Source organism: Alsobacter sp. KACC 23698, from assembly GCF_045348435.1.
GTDB lineage: Bacteria > Pseudomonadota > Alphaproteobacteria > Rhizobiales > Beijerinckiaceae > Alsobacter.
The window spans coordinates 4,296,153-4,316,771 of the sequence record NZ_CP157484.1; the positions used below are offsets into that span (position 1 = coordinate 4,296,153).

The 20,619-nt window shown below is 70.1% G+C and carries 20 protein-coding genes; 11 read left to right on the forward strand and 9 right to left on the reverse strand.

Annotated features, from left to right (window positions below; translation table 11 throughout):
• The first annotated feature begins 60 nt into the window (after positions 1-60).
• The gene (locus tag ABEG18_RS20465; RefSeq protein WP_406854892.1) at positions 61-960 is read left to right on the forward strand and encodes a DMT family transporter; all 900 of its coding nucleotides are present in this window, start codon (positions 61-63) and stop codon (positions 958-960) included.
• 5 nt (positions 961-965) lie between these two features.
• Here ABEG18_RS20465 and hemN read toward each other — a convergent pair whose 3' ends face one another.
• Positions 966-2,324, reverse strand: coding sequence for an oxygen-independent coproporphyrinogen III oxidase (hemN, locus tag ABEG18_RS20470; RefSeq protein WP_406854893.1), 1,359 nt, complete (start codon positions 2,322-2,324; stop codon positions 966-968).
• Positions 2,325-2,412: 88 nt separating this feature from the next.
• Positions 2,413-3,279, reverse strand: a complete 867-nt coding sequence (locus ABEG18_RS20475) for an NAD(P)-dependent oxidoreductase (protein ID WP_406858660.1) — start codon at positions 3,277-3,279, stop codon at positions 2,413-2,415.
• Positions 3,280-3,460: 181 nt separating this feature from the next.
• Here ABEG18_RS20475 and ABEG18_RS20480 point away from each other — a divergent pair, with 181 nt between their 5' ends.
• The gene (locus ABEG18_RS20480) at positions 3,461-4,501 is read left to right on the forward strand and encodes a LacI family DNA-binding transcriptional regulator (RefSeq protein ID WP_406854894.1); all 1,041 of its coding nucleotides are present in this window, start codon (positions 3,461-3,463) and stop codon (positions 4,499-4,501) included.
• A gap of 5 nt (positions 4,502-4,506) precedes the next feature.
• Here ABEG18_RS20480 and ABEG18_RS20485 read toward each other — a convergent pair whose 3' ends face one another.
• Positions 4,507-5,016 (reverse strand): hypothetical protein, encoded by a 510-nt coding sequence (locus ABEG18_RS20485; protein WP_406854896.1) that lies wholly within the window; start codon positions 5,014-5,016, stop codon positions 4,507-4,509.
• A gap of 160 nt (positions 5,017-5,176) precedes the next feature.
• Between ABEG18_RS20485 and ABEG18_RS20490 the strand changes: the two genes are divergently transcribed.
• Entirely contained in the window at positions 5,177-6,400 is a 1,224-nt protein-coding gene (locus tag ABEG18_RS20490; protein ID WP_406854897.1) for a putative DNA modification/repair radical SAM protein, read from the forward strand.
• A gap of 5 nt (positions 6,401-6,405) precedes the next feature.
• Positions 6,406-7,956 (forward strand): UdgX family uracil-DNA binding protein, encoded by a 1,551-nt coding sequence (locus tag ABEG18_RS20495; RefSeq protein ID WP_406854898.1) that lies wholly within the window; start codon positions 6,406-6,408, stop codon positions 7,954-7,956.
• Between the two features lie 21 nt (positions 7,957-7,977).
• Here ABEG18_RS20495 and ABEG18_RS20500 read toward each other — a convergent pair whose 3' ends face one another.
• A complete protein-coding gene (locus ABEG18_RS20500; protein WP_406854899.1) occupies positions 7,978-8,721 on the reverse strand; it encodes a fumarylacetoacetate hydrolase family protein in 744 nt (247 codons plus the stop codon).
• 146 nt (positions 8,722-8,867) lie between these two features.
• Between ABEG18_RS20500 and eda the strand changes: the two genes are divergently transcribed.
• Together eda and ABEG18_RS20510 are read left to right on the forward strand one after the other, a co-directional pair.
• On the forward strand, positions 8,868-9,509 hold the full coding sequence (gene eda, locus ABEG18_RS20505) for a bifunctional 4-hydroxy-2-oxoglutarate aldolase/2-dehydro-3-deoxy-phosphogluconate aldolase (RefSeq protein WP_406854900.1): 642 nt from the start codon (positions 8,868-8,870) through the stop codon (positions 9,507-9,509).
• Positions 9,510-9,759: 250 nt separating this feature from the next.
• Positions 9,760-10,323 (forward strand): cysteine hydrolase family protein, encoded by a 564-nt coding sequence (locus ABEG18_RS20510; RefSeq protein ID WP_406854901.1) that lies wholly within the window; start codon positions 9,760-9,762, stop codon positions 10,321-10,323.
• Between the two features lie 49 nt (positions 10,324-10,372).
• On the opposite strand, the gene ABEG18_RS20515 is transcribed toward ABEG18_RS20510, so the two are convergent.
• The 3 genes from ABEG18_RS20515 to ABEG18_RS20525 all read right to left on the reverse strand — a co-directional run bounded on the left by ABEG18_RS20515 (position 10,373) and on the right by ABEG18_RS20525 (position 12,939).
• Entirely contained in the window at positions 10,373-10,588 is a 216-nt protein-coding gene (locus ABEG18_RS20515; protein WP_406858661.1) for an alkylphosphonate utilization protein, read from the reverse strand.
• Positions 10,589-10,632: 44 nt separating this feature from the next.
• Complete coding sequence (locus ABEG18_RS20520) at positions 10,633-11,571, reverse strand: hypothetical protein (protein ID WP_406854902.1); 939 nt, start codon at positions 11,569-11,571, stop codon at positions 10,633-10,635.
• Between the two features lie 183 nt (positions 11,572-11,754).
• The gene (locus ABEG18_RS20525; RefSeq protein ID WP_406854903.1) at positions 11,755-12,939 is read right to left on the reverse strand and encodes a pyridoxal phosphate-dependent aminotransferase; all 1,185 of its coding nucleotides are present in this window, start codon (positions 12,937-12,939) and stop codon (positions 11,755-11,757) included.
• 352 nt (positions 12,940-13,291) lie between these two features.
• Here ABEG18_RS20525 and ABEG18_RS20530 point away from each other — a divergent pair, with 352 nt between their 5' ends.
• The 5 genes from ABEG18_RS20530 (at position 13,292) to denD (ending at position 18,438) form a co-directional block, all read left to right on the forward strand.
• The gene (locus tag ABEG18_RS20530) at positions 13,292-15,085 is read left to right on the forward strand and encodes an IlvD/Edd family dehydratase (protein WP_406858662.1); all 1,794 of its coding nucleotides are present in this window, start codon (positions 13,292-13,294) and stop codon (positions 15,083-15,085) included.
• 170 nt (positions 15,086-15,255) lie between these two features.
• Positions 15,256-15,981 carry a GNAT family N-acetyltransferase gene (locus ABEG18_RS20535; RefSeq protein WP_406854904.1) on the forward strand — a complete coding sequence of 242 codons (726 nt, stop codon included), beginning with the start codon at positions 15,256-15,258 and terminating at the stop codon, positions 15,979-15,981.
• A complete protein-coding gene (locus tag ABEG18_RS20540; RefSeq protein WP_406854905.1) occupies positions 15,978-16,436 on the forward strand; it encodes a GNAT family N-acetyltransferase in 459 nt (152 codons plus the stop codon). Before ABEG18_RS20535 ends, ABEG18_RS20540 begins: the two co-directional genes overlap by 4 nt.
• 23 nt (positions 16,437-16,459) lie before the next feature.
• A complete protein-coding gene (locus ABEG18_RS20545; RefSeq protein ID WP_406854906.1) occupies positions 16,460-17,206 on the forward strand; it encodes an SDR family oxidoreductase in 747 nt (248 codons plus the stop codon).
• Positions 17,207-17,445: 239 nt separating this feature from the next.
• Positions 17,446-18,438 (forward strand): D-erythronate dehydrogenase, encoded by a 993-nt coding sequence (denD, locus tag ABEG18_RS20550; RefSeq protein ID WP_406854907.1) that lies wholly within the window; start codon positions 17,446-17,448, stop codon positions 18,436-18,438.
• An 84-nt stretch (positions 18,439-18,522) separates the two neighbouring features.
• Here the strand turns inward: denD and ABEG18_RS20555 are convergent, their stop codons facing one another.
• Together ABEG18_RS20555 and ABEG18_RS20560 are read right to left on the reverse strand one after the other, a co-directional pair.
• Positions 18,523-19,338 (reverse strand): AprI/Inh family metalloprotease inhibitor, encoded by an 816-nt coding sequence (locus ABEG18_RS20555; RefSeq protein WP_406854908.1) that lies wholly within the window; start codon positions 19,336-19,338, stop codon positions 18,523-18,525.
• A gap of 235 nt (positions 19,339-19,573) precedes the next feature.
• The gene (locus ABEG18_RS20560; protein WP_406854909.1) at positions 19,574-20,545 is read right to left on the reverse strand and encodes a 2-hydroxyacid dehydrogenase; all 972 of its coding nucleotides are present in this window, start codon (positions 20,543-20,545) and stop codon (positions 19,574-19,576) included.
• Positions 20,546-20,619: the final 74 nt, after the last annotated feature.

The window sequence follows — 20,619 nt, forward strand, 5'->3', positions numbered from 1 at the left end:
CCGCCGCCATGCCCTAGAGTTCGCGCCGGGCGAGACGGCCCGGGCGCGGGCCATCCATCGATGAAGGACGTCATTCCCCCGAGAGCGACCAAGGACGCCGCGCGCGACCGGCTGATCGGCATCCTGCTGATCTGCTGCGCCTTCGTCTGCTTCTCGATGCTCGACGCCACCGCCAAGTGGCTGAACCAGTCCATTCCGTCGCTGCAGACGACCTGGGCGCGCTACGTCTCCAACGTCATCCTCGTCGCCGCCGTCCTGAATCCGCTGACGCGGCCGGGCGTGGGCCGGACCACCCGCCCGGGCCTCCAGGCGGCCCGCTCGCTGCTGCTCTTCGCCTCCACGGCGACGAACTTCTTCGCCCTGCACTATCTGCAGCTCGCCCAGACGGTCTCGATCTCCTTCGCGACGCCGCTGCTGGTGGCGCTGCTCGCCAAGCCTTTGCTGGGCGAGGCGATCAGCCCTCACCGCATGGTCGCGATCGTGATCGGCTTCGTCGGCGTGCTGGTCGTCGCGCGCCCGGGGCTCGGCATGCATCCGGCCGCCCTGGTGTCGATGGCCGGCATGCTCTGCTATGCGCTCTACAACATCTCCACCCGCAAGCTGGCCTTCTACGACCCGCCCCAGACCACGCTGTTCTACTCGGGGCTGGCGGGCGTCGTCATCCTCACGCCGCTGCTGACGCTGTTCTGGGAATGGCCGGCCAGCGGGTGGGTCTGGGTCGGCATGGGCATGACCGGCGTCTTCGGCGGCTTCGGCCACTTCCTGCTGATCCTGGCCCACCAGCGTGCGCCCGCCGCGGTGCTGTCGCCCTTCATCTACACGCAGCTGCTCTGGATGATCGCGCTCGGCTACGTGGTCTTCGGCGACGTCCCCGACCGCTACACCGTGCTCGGCGCCCTCATCGTGGTGGGCTCAGGGCTCTATCTGTTGCTGCGCGAGCGCGGCGGCGCGCGGGCCTGACGGCGTCAGACCGCCGCCGAGTGCCGCGCCGCGCCGGCCCGCAGATAGGCGTCGAAGGCGGACGCCGCCAGGCGCATGAACGGACGCCCCTCCGGCGTCATCGTCACGGTCCGGCCCTCGACCCGCACCACGCCGTCGCGGTCCAGCGACCGGAGGTGCGGGATGGCGTCGTCCAGCGCCTCGCAACGCCCATAGGCCGCCTCGGCCGCCGCGCCGAAATCCACCGCAAAGCCGCACATCAGCCGCTCGATCACGTCGGAGCGCACATGGTCGTCGACCGAGAGCGCGACGCCGCGCGTGACCGGGAGGGAGCCCGCCTCGACGGCCTTGCGCCAGCCGCCCACGTCGGGGGCGTTCTGCATGTAGCCCTTCGGCAGCCGTCCGATGGATGAGGCCCCGAGCCCCAGCAGGGCGTCGGCGCGATCGGTCGTGTAGCCCTGGAAGTTGCGCTTCAGCGTCCCCTCCCGGGCGGCCGCCGCCATCGGATCGTCCGGGCGCGCGAAGTGGTCGAGCCCGACCGCCTCAAAGCCGCGCTCCTGCAGGGCGGCGCGCGCCGCCTCCGACTGCTGCAGCCGCTCGGCCGCCCCCGGCAGGGTCGCCTGGTCGATGAGCCGCTGATGCGTCTTGAACCACGGCACATGCGCGTAGCCGAAGATGGCGAAGCGGCTCGGCGACAGGTCGGCGGACAGCGAGGCGGAGCGGATCACGTCCTCGACGCTCTGCCTGGGCAGCCCGTACATGAGGTCGAAATTGATCGCCTCGATCCCGACGGCGCGCAGATGCGCCACGCAGCGCGCCACCACCTCGAGCGGCTGCATGCGGCCGATGGCGGCCTGCACATGGGCGTTGAGGTCCTGCACGCCGAGGCTGGCGCGGTTGACGCCCATGCGGGCGAGCCCGGCCGCCAGCGCCGCGTCGACGGTGCGCGGATCGAGCTCGATGGCGTGCTCGGCGACGGCGGAGAGGTCGAACCGCGCGGCGAGCCTTTCGGCGATGCGCAGCAGCCGGTCCGGGCCGAGCAGGCTGGGCGTTCCGCCGCCCCAATGGATATGCGTCACCCGGCGGGCGGGCGTCGCGGCCGAGACCAGGTCGATCTCGTCCAGCAGCGTCTCCGTGTAGGCGTCCAGCGGATCGGAGCGGCGCACCGCCTTGGTGTTGCAGCCGCAATAGGTGCAGATGGCCGTGCAGTAGGGCACGTGCAGATAGAGCGAGAGGCTGGCCGAGGTGGGCAGTTCGCCCAGCCAATGGCGCGCCACGCCGGCGTCGACCGCGCCGGAGAAATGCGGCGCGGTCGGGTAGCTTGTATAGCGGGGCGCCGAGCGTTCGGCGAGGATCAGCGAGGGAGAGAGCGCGGCGGGAGACATGGCGTCACCGGTTGGAGACCTGACGCTCTCCTTGTGTCAGGCGCCGCGCCGCCACTCGTTGATCCCGATCAACGTTTCCAACAGGACGTCAGCCCTTTTGCGGCAGGGACGTCCCGTTGAGGCTGGCCACATAGGTGGCCAGCATGGGCACGTAGTCGTCGCCCTTGCCGGCCGCGACCGGCAGCGCATAGGCGTTCTTGACCGCGTTGCCGACCGGATTGGCGAGGCCGGCGGCGTCCGCCATGGACTCCAGGTAGCGCATGTCCTTGAACGCGTTGCTGAGCGTGAACTTGTGCGCGTCGCGGTCGCCCTCCAGCGTCCATCGCATGAAGGTCTGGTAGAAGCCGCAGTCCATGCGCCCGCCGCGCACGACGCTGTCGAAACGCTCCGGCGTAATCCCGACCTTCTGGGCCAGCGTCAGCGCCTCCGCGTAGAGCGCCGCGTAGCCCATGGCGATGAAGTTGTTGAGGAGCTTCATGCGGTGCCCGTCCGCCGTGCCACCGATATGGATGACGCGCCCGGCCCACGTGTCCAGCACGGGCTTCAGCCGCGCGAACACCTCCGGGCTCGCCCCCACCATGGTGTCGAGCGTGCCCTCCCAGGCCTCCTTGGGGGTGCGCGACAGCGGCGCGTCGACCAGCGTCACGCCCGCAGCCTCGAGCGCGGCGGCGAGCGCCACGGTCGAGTTCGGATCCGAGGTCGAGCAGTCGACCACGACGGAGCCCTTGGCGAGCCCTTCCAGGAGCCCGTCCTTGCCGCGCACGAGGCTCTCCACCTCGCGCGAGCCCGTCACGCACAGGAAGACGATCGTGGAGTCCTGCGCCAGTTCGCGCGGGGTCTTCGCCTCCCGCGCGCCGCGGCCGAGCAGGTCTTCGACCGGCTTGCGGTTGCGGTGGCCCATGACGGTGAGCGGATAGCCTTTCTCGACGATGTTCTTGGCCATCCCATGGCCCATCAGGCCCACCCCGATGAAGCCGATACGCTCGCGATCCGTTGACACTGTGCGCACTCCCAAGTCTTGTGCTCGTATTCTGGTCTGAACCATCCTGCAGGCGGCGCGCCGCGCGAAAAGGGACGGGCGGGGCCGGCGGGCCGCCATCATGCGAGCCCGAAGGGGAAACAGGAAGCCGAAACGCATGAGCATCGAGGACGTCGCGAGCCGGGGCGAGCGGGGCCGTGTGACGCTTCAGGTCATCGCCGAACGGTTGGAGGTCTCCACCGCGACCGTGTCGCTGGCCCTGCGCGACAGCCCCGTGGTGGCGGACGCCACCAAGAGCCGCGTCCAGACCCTCGCCCGCGAGATGGGCTATATCTACAACCGCAGCGCCGCGAGCCTGCGCACCGCCCGCACCAACATGATCGCGGTGGGCTTCCACGACATCACCAACCCCTATTTCGCCGAGATGCTCGTCGCCGTCGAGGAGACCGCGGCCGAGGCGGGGCGCACCATCCTGCTCGGCACCTATGCGGAGAGCCTGGAGCGCCAGGAGCGCGTGCTCGGCACCCTCAAGGAGTATCGCCCGGACGGCATGATCCTGTGCCCGGCGGGCGGCGCCACCGTGGAGAGCCTCGCGCATCTGACGGCGGCCCGCATCCCGGTGGTGCAGATCTCCCGCGAGATCGAGGGCGTCGGGCTGGATTTCGTCGGGTCGGACGACGTCTACGGCGTGCAGCTCGCCATCGACCACCTGGTCTCCTACGGCCACACCCGCATCGCCATGATCGGCGGCAATGACGGCACGTCGACCGGCCGCGCCCGGCATCGCGGCTACGAGGCCGCCTTGAAGCGCCACGGCCTGCCGATCGACCCGGCCCTGATCTACAAGGATTTCGGCACGCGGCGAACCGGGCTGGCCGGCGTCCAGACGGTGCTGGACCTGCCGCAGCCGCCGACGGCGGCCTTCTGCTTCAACGACCTCACCGCCTTCGGGGCGCTCCTGGGCCTGCGCCACCGGGGCCGGGAGGCCGGCGTCGACTTCTCCATCGTGGGCTGCGACGACGTGCAGGAGGCGGCCCAGTGGTATCCGGCGCTCACCACCGTGCGCAATCACCACGCCGAGATGGGCCGCCGGGCGGCCGAGATGCTGATGGAGCGCATCGAACATCCCGAGCTGCCGCCCCGGCGTTTCCTGATCGAGCCCGAGCTCGTGGTCCGGGCCTCGACCGTGCGGATCTGATCCGCCTACTCGCGTCCGAGCGCGTGGGCGAGCTGGTCGCGGCTCATGCGCGAACGCCCCGGGACGTCGCGCCGGCGCGCCTCGGCGTAAAGCGCCGCCTTGGTGGGACGCTCCGCGCCATCGTGGCGGTGCGCCGCCGTCTTCTGGGCGATGTCGGCCGGCTGCCGGGAGAACTGGCGGCCCTTGCGCGAGTCCGCCCGCTTCTTGCGGGTGGTCCGCTTGTAGTCGGCGTCGCTGAGATGCTCCCGCGCCTCCTTGGGCAGATAGCGCTCGCCCGTCTCGCCGCTCTTGTGGCCGGACTTCGTGCCCCACTCCTCCCGGGTCCACTCCACGAGGTGGTTGTCGGCCGTCTTCTTGCCGCGATAGCCGCCGCCTTCGTGCTTGTACTCCTGCACGGCCATCTGGGCCTTGCGGGCGGACCACTGGCCGGGCTTGCCGCCCTTGTCGCCCTTCTGCACCGTCGTCTTCACCTTCTCCCACAGCTTGGGATTGGTTTTCTCCGCCGTCTTGCTCATGTGCGGTCTCCAGGGGGGTGATGTCGCCCAACGCCGGCCGGCGTCGGAATCGACGGGCAGTGACCCTCTGTCGCACGACCGGCGCGCATCGCGGCTTGAGAACAAAGATCGAACGATTTATCGTGCCCGTCCATCCTCAGAGGAGGCGGCGGACAGCGGCATGGACCTGAAAAGCAAGCTCGAGATCCTCGCGGACGCCGCCAAATACGACGCCTCCTGCGCGTCGAGCGGGGGGACGAAACGCGACTCCCTCGACCGCAAGGGCATCGGGTCCTCCGGCGGGGCTGGTATCTGCCACAGCTACACGCCGGACGGGCGCTGCGTCTCGCTGCTGAAGATCCTGCTCACCAACGCCTGCATCTATGACTGCCTCTACTGCATCAATCGATCGTCCAGCCATGTCCGCCGCGCGCGGTTCAGCGTGGAGGAGGTGGTCCGGCTGACGCTGAACTTCTACAAGCGCAACTATATCGAGGGCCTGTTCCTGTCGTCGGGCATCATCAAGAGCTCCGACTACACCATGGAGGAGCTGGTGCGGGTGGCCCGGACGCTGCGCGAGGAGCACGGCTTTCGCGGCTACATCCACCTGAAGGTGATCCCCAACGCCGACCCTCGGCTGATCGAGGAGGCCGGGCGCTGGGCCGACCGCCTGAGCGTCAATATCGAGCTGCCCAAGCCCGAGAGCCTCGAGCGCCTGGCCCCCCGCAAGGAGATCGGCGCGATTCGGCGCTCCATGGGTCAGCTTCGTGGCTCCATCGAGGAGGCGCCGCGCGCCCATGGCCGCAGCTTCGCGCCGGCCGGCCAGTCGACGCAGATGATCGTCGGCGCGGACGACGCCGACGATTCGCACATCCTGCAGACCAGCGCGTCGCTCTACAGCGGCTACCGCCTGCGGCGCGTCTACTACTCGGCCTTCAGCCCCATCCCGGACTCCAGCAAGGCGCTGCCGCTGAAGCCCGCCCCGCTCGTGCGCGAAAACCGGCTGTACCAGGCCGACTGGCTGATGCGCTTCTACGGCTTCGCGGTGGGCGAGATCGTCGCCGGCGGCGAGGACGGCATGCTGTCGCTCGACATGGACCCGAAGCTCGCCTGGGCGCTCAAGCATCGCGAGCGCTTCCCGCTCGACGTCAACCTCGCCAGCCGCGAGGAGCTGCTGCGCGTGCCGGGGCTGGGCGTGCGGACGGTGGACCGCATTCTGTCGTCCCGCCGCGTGCGCAGCCTGCGCACCGACGACCTGGCGCGCCTGAAGGTGTCGCTGCGCAAGGTCTCGCCCTTCCTGGTGTTGCCCGACCACCGGCCGACAAAGCTCCTGGACCGCGCCGACCTGAAGAGCTGGCTCAGGCCGAACGCGGCGCGCCAGCTGGACCTGTTCGCGGCCGCCTGAGGCGCATGGACCAGCTCCCTCTCCTTCCCGCCGGGGCTGCCCCTGCCGGGGCGTCTCGCGTCCGGCGCGTGCGCCTGGCGGGCGACGCCGATTTCGCCGGCTTCCGCGACGCCGCGCGGTTGCTCCTGCGCGACGGCGTCGCCCCCCAGGACGTCGTGTGGGACACGGGCGGACGGCCCGACGATCTCTTCGCCGCCGCCGAGGCGGCTCCCTCCCCGGTCGGACGGGAGCCCGAGCCCGGCGCTGCCCCGCGGACCGCGCCCCGCGTGACCCGCGCCTTCCTGGACGCGGCCGGCGCAGCGGCGCTCCACCGCGAGCCCGGGCGTTTTCGCCTGATCTACCAGCTCCTCTGGCGCATGGCGGACGAACCGCGCCTGCTCTCCGTGGCGTCCGACCCGGACGTGATGCGCCTCGCCGATCTCGCCAAGGCGGTGAAGCGCGACATCCACAAGATGCACGCCTTCGTGCGCTTCCGGGACGTGCCGGGTCCGGACGGCGACGCCTTCGTGGCCTGGTACGAGCCGGACCACCACATCGTCGAGGCGGCGGCGCCGTTCTTCGTCAAGCGCTTCGCCAGCCTGCGTTGGACGATCCTCACGCCCGAGCGCTCGGCCCACTGGACGGGCGCGGAGGTGCTGTTCGGCCCCGGCGCGGCGCAACGGGACGCTCCGGAGGGCGATCCGCTGGAGGAGCTCTGGCGCTCCTATTACGCCAGCATCTTCAATCCGGCGCGCCTCAACACCGACGCGATGCGGGCCGAGATGCCGAAGCGCTTCTGGAAGAACCTGCCCGAGGCCGCGCTCATCCACGACCTCGTGGCGACCGCCCCGGCCCGCACCGCCGCCATGATCGAGGCCGCTCCGACCTGGCCGGTGCAGCGCCGCGGCGCGGAGCCGCCCCCCGCGCCGGACGCCGGGGCGCCGGACGACGACCCGCCCGCCGACCTGCCGGCGATCGCGGCGGCGGCCCGCGGCTGCCGCGCCTGCCCGCTCTGGGAGCACGCGACCCAGACGGTGCCGGGCGAGGGCCCGGCCGACGCGAGGCTCATGGTGATCGGCGAGCAACCGGGCGACCTGGAGGACATCGCCGGGCGGCCTTTCGTGGGGCCGGCCGGGCAGGTGTTCGACCGGGCGCTGGCGGAGGCCGGCGTGGGCCGCGACCGCGCCTATGTGACCAATGCGGTGAAGCACTTCAAATTCGAGCCGCGCGGCAAGCGGCGCATCCACAAGCGCCCCTCGGCGGGGGAGATCCACGCCTGCCTGCCCTGGCTGGAGCGCGAGCTCGCCGCCGTGGACCCGGCCGTCGTCGTCCTGCTCGGCGCCTCGGCCGCGCAGGCGGTGCTGGGCCGCTCCGTCGCGGTCACGCGCGAGCGCGGCCGCCCCTTCCGGCTCGCGGACGGACGCTGGGGCGTGATCGCCACGCATCCGTCCTACATCCTGCGGCTCCAGACCGAGGACGAGAAGCGGGCCGCCTTCGGCGCGCTGGTCGCGGACCTCAGGACGGCGGCCGGGCTGCTGACGCAGGACGCGCCGGGCGAGCCCTCGCCGCCGGCCTGAGCGTCCGCGGCGTCGGGCCGGTCAGGCCAGCTCCACCGACACCCGCCCGATCCGGTCGAGTTCGGCCTCGATGCGGGTGGGCTTCTCGAATAGCGCCGGGATGGTGAGGCTGCCGGTGGTGACGACCTGCCCGGCCTTGAGGCCGCCCAGCCTGTCGTCCTGCGCGTTGGCCCAGGCCAGGATCCACATCAGCGGGTCGCCGGCCGGGTGTCCCCCGACGAAGTCCTGCTTGAGCTCGCCATCGGCCCAGTAGCGGCAGCGAAGCGTCGCCGGGTCGCCGATCGACGAGAGAGGCTTCTCGTCTCCGGTGACATAGGCGGCGTTGCCCATGTTGTCAGCCAGCCAGGCGTTGGCGTGCTTGGGCGGCGGCATGTCGTCGTAGCGGCTGGCGATCAGCTCCACGCCGACCATGGCGTTCCCGACGGCGGCGCCGATCTCCTCACGCGTGTAGGGCTGGCCCGGACGCGGCGGCAGATCGCGCGTCAGGCGCACGCCCAATTCGATCTCGACGATCGCGCCTCCCTCCCGCAGCGGCCAGCGCGCGCCGCCGGCCAGGATCACGTCGTCGAACATCGGGGCGGCCGTGGAGACCCCGTCCGGCATCGCCACCTTCCATCCGCCCACTCCGACTCCGATGGCCTCGGCCACCGCCGCCTGCGTGGCGAACGCGCCGGCCCGGTCGAGCGACTGGGCCGCGGCGGGGGTCGCCATGCGGGTCTTCGTGCGGTAGCGGTCGGCCAGCGCGGTGGCGAGTTCGATGGACATCGTCGGGTCTCCACTCTAATCGTTTGAAGATCCACACGCATGGCACGGATGGCCGCCTGCGCCAAGCGGACCGGGCGACGTTCCGCAGCCTTCCTTGACGGCCGGCGCGAACGGCCGAATATCCAGCGCCGACAGGAGGAACGACCATGACCGACGCTCGCCAATCGGCCCTTCTCGCCATCCTGAGGCGCGCGCCCGTCGTGCCTGTGCTGACCATCGAAGACCCGCACACGGCCGTGCCGCTGGCCCAGGCGCTCGTGGCAGGCGGGCTGTCTGCGCTGGAGATCACGCTGCGGACCGACGGCGCCCTGGACGCCATGGAGGCGATCGCCCGTCATGTGCCGGACGCCATCGTGGGCGCCGGCACCGTGCTCTCGGCGTCTCAGGTCAAGGAGGCGACCTCCGCCGGCGCGCGCTTCCTGGTCAGCCCCGGCTGCACGGAGGCGCTCTCGGCCGCCGCAGCTCAGGGATCCGCGCCGCTGCTGCCCGGCGCTTCCACGGCGAGCGAGGCGATGCGCCTGGCCGAGATGGGCCACCACGTGATGAAGTTCTTCCCGGCCGAGCCCGCCGGCGGCGTGGCCTTCCTGAAGGCGCTCGGCGCGCCGTTGCCGCACCTTCTGTTCTGCCCCACCGGCGGCGTCGACGCCGAGAAGGCCAAGGCCTACCTGGCGCTCCCCAACGTGGTCTGCGTGGGCGGCTCCTGGATCGCTCCCGCCGCCGCCGTCAAGGCGGGCGACTGGGCCACGATCGCGCGCCTGTCGCGCGCCGCCGCGGCGCTGCGGGGCTGAGCCAGACGACCAGCAAGACGCCGCAAGGGCGTCCTGCTAAGCTTGAGCATGATTGCGCTGTTTTTCCTGGCCATCGCCACGCCCACTCTGCTGACGCTTTGGATCCACTGGCGCAAGCGGGGCCAACACGGGCCCGGCGGCGACGGCTCCACGGCCGATTCCGGCGGATGGTGCGACGGGGGGTCCGACGGCGGCGGCGGCGGCGATGGCGGGGATTGATCCTGCGGGCGCCAGCGGCTAACGCTGGGCCATGCTGACGCTGCCCCCCTCCACCGTCCTGCTGGCCATCGACATGCAGCAGGCCTTCGACGATCCGGCTTTTCCTCCACGCTGCAACCCGGATTGCGACCGCAACGGCCTCGCTCTCCTGGCCGCCTGGCGCGACCGGGGCATGCCGATCATTCACGTCCGGCACGATTCCGTGGAGCCCGGGTCGAAGCTGCGTCCTGACGCGCCCGGCAACGCCTTCCGGCCCGGCTTCGGCCCGCAGGGGGGCGAGGCGCTGGTGACCAAGAGCGTCAACGCGTCCTTCATCGGCACGGACCTCGACCTGCGCCTTCGCCGGCTCGGCGCGACGCACGTTGTGGTGTTCGGGATCACGACGGACCAGTGCGTCTCCACCACGGTTCGGGTCGGGGCCAACATGGGCTGGCGCATGGTCGTGGCCAGCGACGCCTGCGCGTGCTTCGACATGCCCGGCCTCGACGGCGCGACCATCCCGGCCGAGACCGTCCAGGCCGTGCACCTCGCCACCCTGGCGGCGGAATTTGCAGACGTGCGCAGCACGGCCGAAATCGTGGCCGCGTTGCCGTAGCTGTCATCTCCAGCGCTCCGCGCCGCCGGGGATGACGGAGGGATCGCGCTCAGTTCACCTTCTTCAGGAAACTGGTCTTCAGCATCAGGCCCTTGATGTTGTCGACGCGGCACTCGATGTGCTCGGGATCGTCGGTGAGGCGGATGCCTTTCACCTTCGTGCCCTGCTTGATGGTGGCGGACGTGCCCTTCACCTTCAGGTCCTTGATGACGTGCACGGTGTCGCCGTTCTGAAGCCGCGCGCCATTGCAGTCCTTCACGATCACGTCGTCGTCGCTCATGGTCGCCCCCGCAAGCCTGAGTTGAGCCGCTATTCCGGCTGGAAATCGAACAGCGCCGTGTCCGGCGCGCTGGTGTTGTGCTTGGACGGATAGGCGCGTCCAAGCCAGAAGTCATGCGCGCGGCCGGAACGGAACTCCATCACGGGCTTCTGCCGCCAGCCTTTGTCAGTGGGCGCGCGCCACGCCACCTGCGACGAGTCCGCGTTGACGTCCGTCACATACATGGACCGCACCGCCGCGAAGGGGCGGCGCTTCACCGGGTTTTCCAGCGTCACCTCGATCGCCGTGCTCTGCTCGGTGAGGCTCGCGACCCGGACGCTCGCCGTGCCGCCCTGCGGGAAGGCGAGGTCGAAGGTCTTGGACTTCGGCGTGAACCGGATCGACTGGATCGCCACATAGGGGCGCTCCTTCTCGTCGATCTGGCCGATCAGCACCGAAGTGCCATACGCCACCTCGTCGAGCCGCGCCGGCGGCAGCGGGCGCAGGCGCCAGTAGCCGTCGAGCGGGTAGAGCACGAGGTGCTCATAGGGCCCCCGCGCCGTCTTGCTGAAGAGCTGGAGGAGGTAGATCGCCTTCTCCTCGCGATCGCCCACCCGCACCGGCACGTCGCCCTTGCGCCAGAACTCCGAATGCCGGTAGCCGACGAGCTGCATGGCGTCGTCCTCGAACAGGACGATCTTCTCCACCTTGTCCTCCGGCCCGGGAGGCTGGTCCTTGATGGTGCAGTTGGTGAAATCGGGCGCGCGGCTGTCCTGCGCGATGGAGCCGATCACGGCCGGAGCGCGGGCCTCGACGCGGAAGTGGCGCACCTTGGGGTTCTGGAAGGTGAGGTAGACGTTGTCGTCCTCGGCGCAGAGCGTGGGGATCGACTTGTTGCGCACCTCGACGGCGAGCGGCTGCTGGGCCTGCGCGGGAGCGACCGCGAGCAGCGCGAGAGCGGCGATAAGGGCTGAGGCGGTGAGGCGCATGGCGGTCCGGGAAGACGGAATTGAACGCGGGACGGTGGGGGGGTGGAACCCTCTCCCGCGAAGCGGGGGAGGGCAAGGGAGGGGGTCGCCGAGCGCCGCTGAGGCTTCGGCCTTGCCCCGGCGCCCCCTCTGTCGTCTGCGCCGACATCTCCCCTGCTTCGCGGGAGAGAGGCTCGCGCCCAGTTACGCCGGCTTGTTCTGCTCCAGGAACTCGCCCATCCGAACCAGCGCGCGCTGGATGTTCTCCGTCGAGTTGGCGTAGCTCAGCCGAATATAGCCCTCGCCATGCACCCCGAAATCCGGTCCGCCGATGGTGGCGACGCCGGCCTTTTCGAGCAGCGCGGACGCGAGCGGCTTCGCCTTCCAGCCAGTCTGCGCGATGTTCGGGAAGGCGTAGAACGCGCCCTTGGGCGTCACGGCCGAGACGCCCGGCAGAGCGTTGAGGCCTTCCACCACCACGCGCCGGCGGCGATCGAATTCGGCCACCATGGCGTGGACGGCGTCCTGCGGCCCGGTCAGCGCCGCCAGGCCGGCGAACTGCGCCGAGGCGTTCACGCACGAATAGGAGTTCACCGCGAGCTTGCGGGCCGCGTCGTAGAGCGGCTTCGGCCACACCGAGTAGCCCATGCGCCAGCCGGTCATCGCGTAGGTCTTGGACCAGCCGTCGAGCAGGATGAGCCGATCGCGGATCTCCGGATAGGCCAGCAGCGTCTGGTGCTCCAGACCGTCATAGGTCATCTGCGCGTAGATCTCGTCCGACATGATCGCCACGTCGGGGAAACGGGCGAGGCCGGCGACCAGCTTGTCGATCTCGGCCTTGGGGGTGACGCCGCCGGTCGGGTTGGCGGGCGAGTTCAGGATCAGCAGGCGCGTCCTCGGGGTGATTAGCCCGAGCGTCTCCTCGGCCGAGAACGCAAAGCCGTTGCTCTCGCGCATCGGCACCGGCACGGGTTTCGCGCCCGTGAACTCGATCATGGAGCGATAGATCGGGAAGCCGGGATCCGGATACAGGATCTCGGCGCCGGGCTCGCCGAACATCAGGATGGCCATGAACATCGTGACCTTGCCGCCCGGCACCACCAGCACGAGGTCCGGGTCGACATCGACCCCGAAGCGCTTGTGCAGGTCCGCCGCTACGGCCTCGCGGAGCGGCTTGATGCCGGTCGCGGGCGTGTAGCCATGGTGGCCATCGCGCAGCGCCTTGATGGCGGCCTCGACGATGTGCTCCGGCGTGCGGAAATCCGGCTGGCCGATGCCCAGGTTGATGATGTCGCGCCCCTGCGCGGCGAGGTCGGTCGCGCGCGCCAGCACCGCGAAGGCGTTCTCTTCGCCGATGCGGCCAAAGGCGTCCGTGATGTGAAGGGTCATCGGCGTCGTCTCCCCCGGTGCGCGTCGTGTCAGAAGCCTGCGCGTGCATGCATCACCCCGACGCCAAGCGCAACAGTGAGCACACAGCCCCTGCGCGTCCGCCGCATGCATCCGGCGTTGATTTCCGTGCGCATTTGGGGCGATGCTGCCGCCGAAATCAAATCGGTTCGATCGACGTCCGGCGTCGGTCGAGCACGCACACCTGGGAGAAGACGCAATGGCGGGCGACAACGGCCACAAGGGCGACGGTACGGGCGGCGCGCCGCTCTCCGAGGAGCCGCGCAATGGCGCGCACGCACCCGCCAAGCACGACCAGTCCGTCACCACCGACCACGTTCCGGCCGACTCCGTGATGGAAGGCGCCAAGCGCCGCCTGCGGTCGCAGCTCTGGTTCGACAACCCCGAGAACCCCGGCATGACGGCGCTCTACCTGGAGCGCTACCTGAACTTCGGCCTGACTCGCGAAGAGCTGATGTCCGGCAAGCCGATCATCGGCATCGCCCAGACCGGCTCGGACCTGTCGCCCTGCAACCGCCATCACCTGGATCTCGCCAAGCGCGTCCGCGAGGGCATCACGGCCGCGGGCGGCGTCGCCTTCGAGTTCCCGGTGCACCCGATCCAGGAAACCGGCAAGCGTCCCACGGCGTCGCTCGACCGCAACCTCGCCTATCTGGGTCTCGTGGAGATCCTCTACGGCTACCCGCTCGACGGCGTCGTGCTGACCACCGGCTGCGACAAGACCACGCCGGCCTGCATCATGGCGGCCGCCACGGTGAACATCCCGTCCATCGTGCTCTCGGGCGGACCGATGCTGAACGGCTGGTGGAAGGGCGAGCGCTCCGGCTCCGGCACGATCGTGTGGCAGTCGCGCGAGCGCCTCGCCACCGGCGAGATCGGCTACGAGGAGTTCATGGACATCGTGGCGTCGTCGGCCCCGTCGGTCGGCCACTGCAACACCATGGGCACCGCCTCCACGATGAACTCGCTGGCCGAGTCGCTCGGCATGAGCCTGCCGGGCTGCGCCGCCATCCCGGCGCCCTACCGCGAGCGCGGGCAGATCTCCTACGAAACCGGCAAGCGCATCGTCGACATGGTGTGGGAGGACCTGAAGCCCTCCGACATCCTCACCCGCGAGGCCTTCGAGAACACCATCGTGGTGAACTCGGCCATCGGCGGCTCCACCAACGCGCCGATCCACATCAACGCGATCGCGCGCCACATCGGCGTCGAGCTCGACGTGTTCGACTGGCAGAAATACGGCCTCGAAGTGCCGCTGCTCGTGAACCTGCAGCCGGCCGGCTACTATCTCGGCGAGGAATATCACCGCGCCGGCGGCGTGCCGGCGGTCGTGAACGAGCTCATGAAGAAGGGCCTCATTCACGAGAACGCTCTGACGGTGAACGGCAAGAGCATCGGCGACAACTGCCGCAACACCACCGTGCAGGACACGGACGTGATCTACCCGATCGAGAAGCCCATGCGGGTCAACGCCGGTTTCGTGGTGCTGAAGGGCAACCTGTTCGACAACGCGGTCATGAAGACCAGCGTAATCTCGGAGGAGTTCCGCAACCGGTACCTGTCGAATCCGAACGATCCCGAGGCCTTCGAGGGCCGCGCCATCGTGTTCGACGGGCCGGAGGACTACCACCACCGCATCGAGGACCCGTCGCTCGAGATCGACGAGAACTGCATGCTGTTCATGCGCGGCGCCGGGGCCATCGGCTATCCGGGCGCGGCCGAGGTCGTGAACATGCAGCCGCCGGCGGCGCTGATCAAAAAGGGCGTCCACGCCCTGCCGTGCATCGGCGACGGCCGCCAGTCCGGCACGTCGGGCTCGCCCTCCATCCTGAACGCCTCGCCCGAGGCGGCGGCCGGCGGCGGCCTCGCGATCCTGAAGACCGGCGACCGCGTCCGCATCGACCTGCGCAAGGGCACGGCCGACATCCTGATCTCGGCCGAGGAGCTGAACCAGCGCCGCGCCGACCTGCAGGCCCATGGCGGCTACAAGTCTCCCGCCAGCCAGACCCCCTGGCAGGAGATCCAGCGCGGCATGGTCGACCAGCTCGGCTCTGGCATGGTGCTGAAGCCGGCCGTGAAGTACCAGAAGGTCGCCCAGTCCATGGGCGTGCCGCGCGACAACCACTGAGGCGGCCCGCCGCCGCTCCCCTCTCCCGCTTGGCGGGAGAGGGGCAGGGGTGAGGGTCGTTCGACAGCCGCGAACGTCCTCCTGAATCACTCAAGATCGAAAAGTCAGGCTCCCCCGCCACCCTCACCCCTGCCCCTCTCCCCTCGTGGGGAGAGGGAGAGACCGAGCCCATGCACCAGCCAGCCTCCGTCCCAGCCCCCGCGTCCGGCCTCCCTATCGGCCCCGAGGTGGACACCCATCCGGCCCCCCGCCCGGAGCGGCGCACGCTCGCCGGGCGGTTCGTGGATCTGGTCCCGCTCGACCCCGAGGCGCATGGACCGTCGCTCTGGGCCGAATCTCACGGCTCTGGCAAGGACGCCATCTGGCAGTATTTGTTCGAGCCGCCCTTCCCGGATTTCGACAGCTTCAAGGCCCATCTGGAGCGCAAGGCCGCGTCCGAGGACCCGCTGTTCTTCGCCATCGTCGACAAGGCGACCGGCAAGGCGGTTGGCTACGAGACGCTGATGCGCATCGATGCGGCGCACCGGGTGATCGAGGTCGGCAACATCATGTACGGGGCGAGCCTCCAGCGCACGCCCGGCGCCACCGAGGCGCAGTACCTGCTGGCCCGCCACGTGTTCGACGATCTCGGCTACCGCCGCTTCGAGTGGAAGTGCAACGCCCTGAACGCGCCGTCCAGGCGCGCCGCCGAGCGCTTCGGCTTCACCTATGAGGGGCTTTTCCGGCAGCACATGATCGTGCAGGGGCGCAACCGCGACACGGCCTGGTTCTCGATGCTCGACAGCGAGTGGCCATCCCGCAAGGCGGCCTTCGAGCGCTGGCTTGCGCCCGACAACTTCGATGCGCAGGGGCGCCAGAAGCGCAGCCTCGCCGAACTCCGGGAGAAGGCGCGGTGAGCGGACTGGCGAGCCTGAGGCGCGCGACGCCTGACGATCTCGGCGCCTTGGTCGCCCTGCAGCGCGCCGCCTATGCGCAGAACCGCGCCCTCTTGGGCGTGGAGCCGCTGCCCCTTCAGGCGGACTACGAGGCCGTGCTCCGGGACTGGGAGGTCTGGCTAGCCGACGGCCCGGCGGGCCTCGCGGGCGCGCTCATCCTGGAGCTCAGGCCCGACGATCTTCTGATCTGGAGCGTCGCCGCAGACCCGGGCGCGCAGCGCAGCGGCTTCGGCAACCGCCTGCTCGCCGCCGCCGAGGAACGCGCCCGTCAGCTCGGCCGCACGGCCATCCGCCTCTACACCGGCCAGGCGCTCACCCACAACGTGGCCTGGTACAGCCGCAAGGGCTATCGGGTCGAGTCCGTCGAGCCCATGCCGGACCGGATCCTCGTCCACATGGTCAAGACCGACTTCTAGACAACGCCGCAGGGAGAGAACGAATGGCCAAGAGGCTGCAGGGCAAGGTCGCGGTCGTCACCGCCGCCGGACAGGGCATCGGGCGCGCGATCGCGGAGGCCTATGTGGCCGAAGGCGCCACCGTATGGGCGACCGACCTCGACGTCGCCAAGCTCGACGGCCTTGCGCGCGCCAAGCGCCGCAAGCTGGACGTGCTCTCCGACAAGCAGGTCGCGAACTTCGCCGAGAAAGTCGGCCCCATCGACATCCTGTGCAACGCCGCCGGCTACGTGCACCACGGCACCGTGCTGGAGACCGACGACAAGGCCTGGGATTTCTCCTTCGACCTCAACGTCCGCTCCATGCACCGCATGATCAAGGCCTTCCTGCCCGGCATGCTGGAGAAGGGCGGCGGCGCCATCGTCAACATCGCGTCCGGCGCCGGCTCGGTGCGCGGCATCCCGAACCGCTATGTCTACGGAACCACCAAGGCGGCCGTGATCGGCCTGACCAAGGCGGTGGCGGCCGACTTCATCCGCAAGGGCGTCCGCGCCAACGCGATCTGCCCGGGCACCATCGAGAGCCCCTCGCTGGACCAGCGCATCGAAACGCTGGCCAAGGAGACCAAGCAGCCGGTCGAGAAGGTCCGCCAGGCCTTCGTCGACCGCCAGCCCATCGGTCGCCTCGGCAAACCCGAGGAGATCGCCGCCATGGCGGTGTATCTCGCCGGCGATGAGAGCGCCTACACGACCGGCCAGATCTTCCTGGTGGATGGGGGTTTTGCGCTCTGAGCTGGGCGGCCTCGGCCTGCCTGCCCGGCGAACCAGCCGCCTAGCGCCACTTTCTCTCCGTCATCCCCGGCGGCGCGAAGCGCCGGGAAGGGGATCCAGCGGAACGGCGACGAGAAGGCTGGATCCCCTTCCCCTCCGCGGCTGCGCCGCTCCGGCCGGGGATGACGGAGAGAGTTGCGCCCATTCGGCCCGAGGAAGCGGCGTCTGAGCCTCAAAAAGCAAACACGGGAGGAACCCCCATGCACATCCTCATCATCGGCGCCGCCGGCATGGTCGGCCGCAAGCTCACCGAGCGGCTGGCCAGGGACGGCAAGCTGGCCGGCAAGGCCATCACCAAGGCGACCCTGCACGACGTGGTCGAGCCCAGCGCCCCGGCGAACGCGCCCTTTGCGGTGACCACGCTGGCGTCTGACTTCTCCCAGCCCGGCGAGGCCGAAAAGCTCGTCGCCGGCAAGCCCGACATCGTCTTCCATCTCGCCGCGATCGTGTCCGGCGAGGCCGAACAGGAATTCGACAAGGGCTATCAGATCAACCTGCGCGGATCGTGGAGCCTGTTCGAGGCCATCCGCCAGCTCAACATGGGCAGCGGCGGCGCCTATAAGCCGCGCGTGGTGTTCACGTCGTCGATCGCGGTGTTCGGCGCGCCCTTCCCGGAGACGATCGGCGACGAGTTCTTCACCACGCCGCTCACGTCCTACGGAACCCAGAAGGCGATCGGCGAGCTGCTGCTGGCCGACTACACCCGCAAGGGCTTCCTGGACGGCGTCGGCATCCGCCTGCCCACCATCTGCGTGCGGCCCGGCAAGCCCAACAAGGCGGCGTCCGGCTTCTTCTCCAACATCATTCGCGAGCCGCTGGCCGGGCACGAGGCGGTGCTGCCGGTCTCCGAGGACGTGCGCCACTGGCACGCCTCGCCGCGCTCGGCCGTGGGCTTCCTGGTGCACGCCGCCGAGATCGATGGCGAAAAGATCGGCCCGCGCCGCAACCTCAGCATGCCGGGCCTGAGCTGCACGGTGGGCGAGCAGATCGAGGCGCTGCGGCGGGTGGCCGGCGACAAGGTCGTGGCCAGGATCAAGCGGGAGCCGGACCCGGCCATCATCAAGATCGTGTCCGGCTGGGCCCAGCGGCTGGACCCGTCGCGCGCGGTCGCCCTGGGCTTCAAGGCCGAGAGCAGCTTCGACGAGATCATCCGCGCGCATGTCGAGGACGAACTCGGCGGCAAGATCGCCTGAAGACGAGCCCCCTCTCCCTGGACCAGGGAGAGGGCTGAGGCGAGGCGGCGCCGCCTCGCCCTGACGCCCTTAAGCTTCGGCCGCCTATTGCTTCTTCAGATAGAGCTGGGCGCCGCTCGGCGGGTCCTTCTGCCAGGTCCCGTCGGGCATGATCGAGAAGCCCTGGTCATGTCCCTTCTTGGCGATGAGATAGAGGCGTCCGCTGCCCGTGTGCCACGCCACGGGATCGAAGACCTTCAGGCCGGGATCGATGCAGCCGCCCGACAGGGAGGCCGCATACTGCCCGCCCTTGCGCGCGGCCTTGAGGGTGAGGTCGATCGAGCAGACCGGCTTTCCCTTGTCGCGCGCGACGCCGTACAGGCCCGCAAGGCTCTGCGGCGTGACGTTCGGCGCCACGGAGGCGGGCGGGACCGGCGCGGCCGATCCTGCCCCGGCGCGGGGGGCCGGAGTCGCGGCCGGAGCGGCGGCGGTCCGGGTCTGCTCCGGCGCGGGCGCGCGGGCGTTCCCGAGCGGTTTCAAGGTGAGTTCGCCGCCGTCGACGGCCGCCGTGTAGCCGGGGCCGGAGGCCTCGCGATCGAAGCTCACCAGGGTCTTGCCGGCGGAATCCACGAAGGTCACGGTCTGGCCCGACAGCGTCCAGCCCGCCGCCTGCGTCAGCAGCGGAAGGGCCGACCGGCACGCCGGCGGCGCGCCGAGCTGGTTGCCATGCAGGCCCGTCTCCGCGCCGAGGCGGACGCGGCAGCTGCGCGAGGTCTTGGGATTGGAGAGCTCCCAGGCGCCGGTCATCACCGCGGCGCGATCCGACGACTGGGCCATCGCGGGCGATCCCGCCAGCAGCAGCCCCGCAAGGGCGACGCCACAGGCCCACCTCCCGCCTCCGGTCCAAGACCCCATCCGCATCGATCCGTCTCCCGCTTCTCTCGACGCCATGCCGCTGGATCCCTCTCCGGCTTCGCGCCCCGCCGGGGATGGCGAGGGAGAACGCCATCGCCCGCCGGATCGAGGCCCGCCAGACCCGTCCGCCGCTCCCGATTCCCGGAAGCGGCCGAAGGGGTGCAGGTCTAGCCGCAATCCCCCGCATGCTCAATGCGCCAGACGGACACGCCGGACCGCCCCGGCGCGCCCGCGGCGCCGCTTAGCGCTTGGGCGGCCAGGGCGTCTCGGCGACCGGGGTGATCGGACCCTTTCCGGACAGGAAGGACACGATGTTGTCGACCACGAGCTGGCCCATGAGGTTGCGGGTGTGGTGGGAGGCGGACCCCACATGCGGCAGCAGCACCACGTGGTCCATCGCGATCAGCTCCGGCGGCACATGCGGCTCCTTCTCGAACACGTCGAGGCCGGCGCCCGCGATCACCTTGTTCTGCAGCGCGTTGATCAGCGCGCCTTCGTCCACCACGGTGCCGCGCCCGATATTGATGAGCACGCCCTTCGGCCCCAGGGCGCGCAGCACCTCGGCGTCGATGATGTGGAACGTGTCCTGCCCGCCCGGCGCCACGCTGATGAGGATGTCGCTGGCCTGCGCCATGCCGACCAGCGTCGGGTAGTAGCGATAGGGCACGCCCTTCTGCTCCGACCGGCCGTGATAGACCACCGTCAGGCCGAACGCCTCGCAGCGGGTGGCGATCGCCTTGCCGATGCGCCCCAGAGCCAGGATGCCCACCGTCTTGCCGCGCAGGGTGTTGTGCGTCAGCGGGTAGGGTCCGTCCTTCTCCCACCGGCCGGCGCGCAGGTAGCGCTCGGAGGCGGAGAGCTCGCGCACCGTCATCAGCAGCAGCCCGAGGCAGGTGTCGGCCACCTCCTCGGTGAGGACGTCCGGCGTGTTGGTCACCACCACGCCATGCTGGCCGGCCCAGCCGGCGTCGACGGAATCGTAGCCGACGCCGAAATTCGCCACGATGCCGACATTCGGCAGCCGCGACAGCAGGGCGCCGTCCGTCCTGACATGGCCGCCGGTCGCGACCGCCTTGATGCGCGGCCCGACCTCGGCCAGGAAGGCGTCCCGGTCCGCCGCCTCCTGCAGCTTGTGCAGCGTGAAGCGGCTCTCGAGCTGCTCCATGACGAGCGGCATCATGCGGCCGGTGACCAGAACTTCGAATTCCTTCAAGACGTCCTCCTGAGCGCCCCCTGGCGGGGCTGCTTTGCTTCACGGCGAAGGTCCGCCGCCCTTGCGCTGAACCG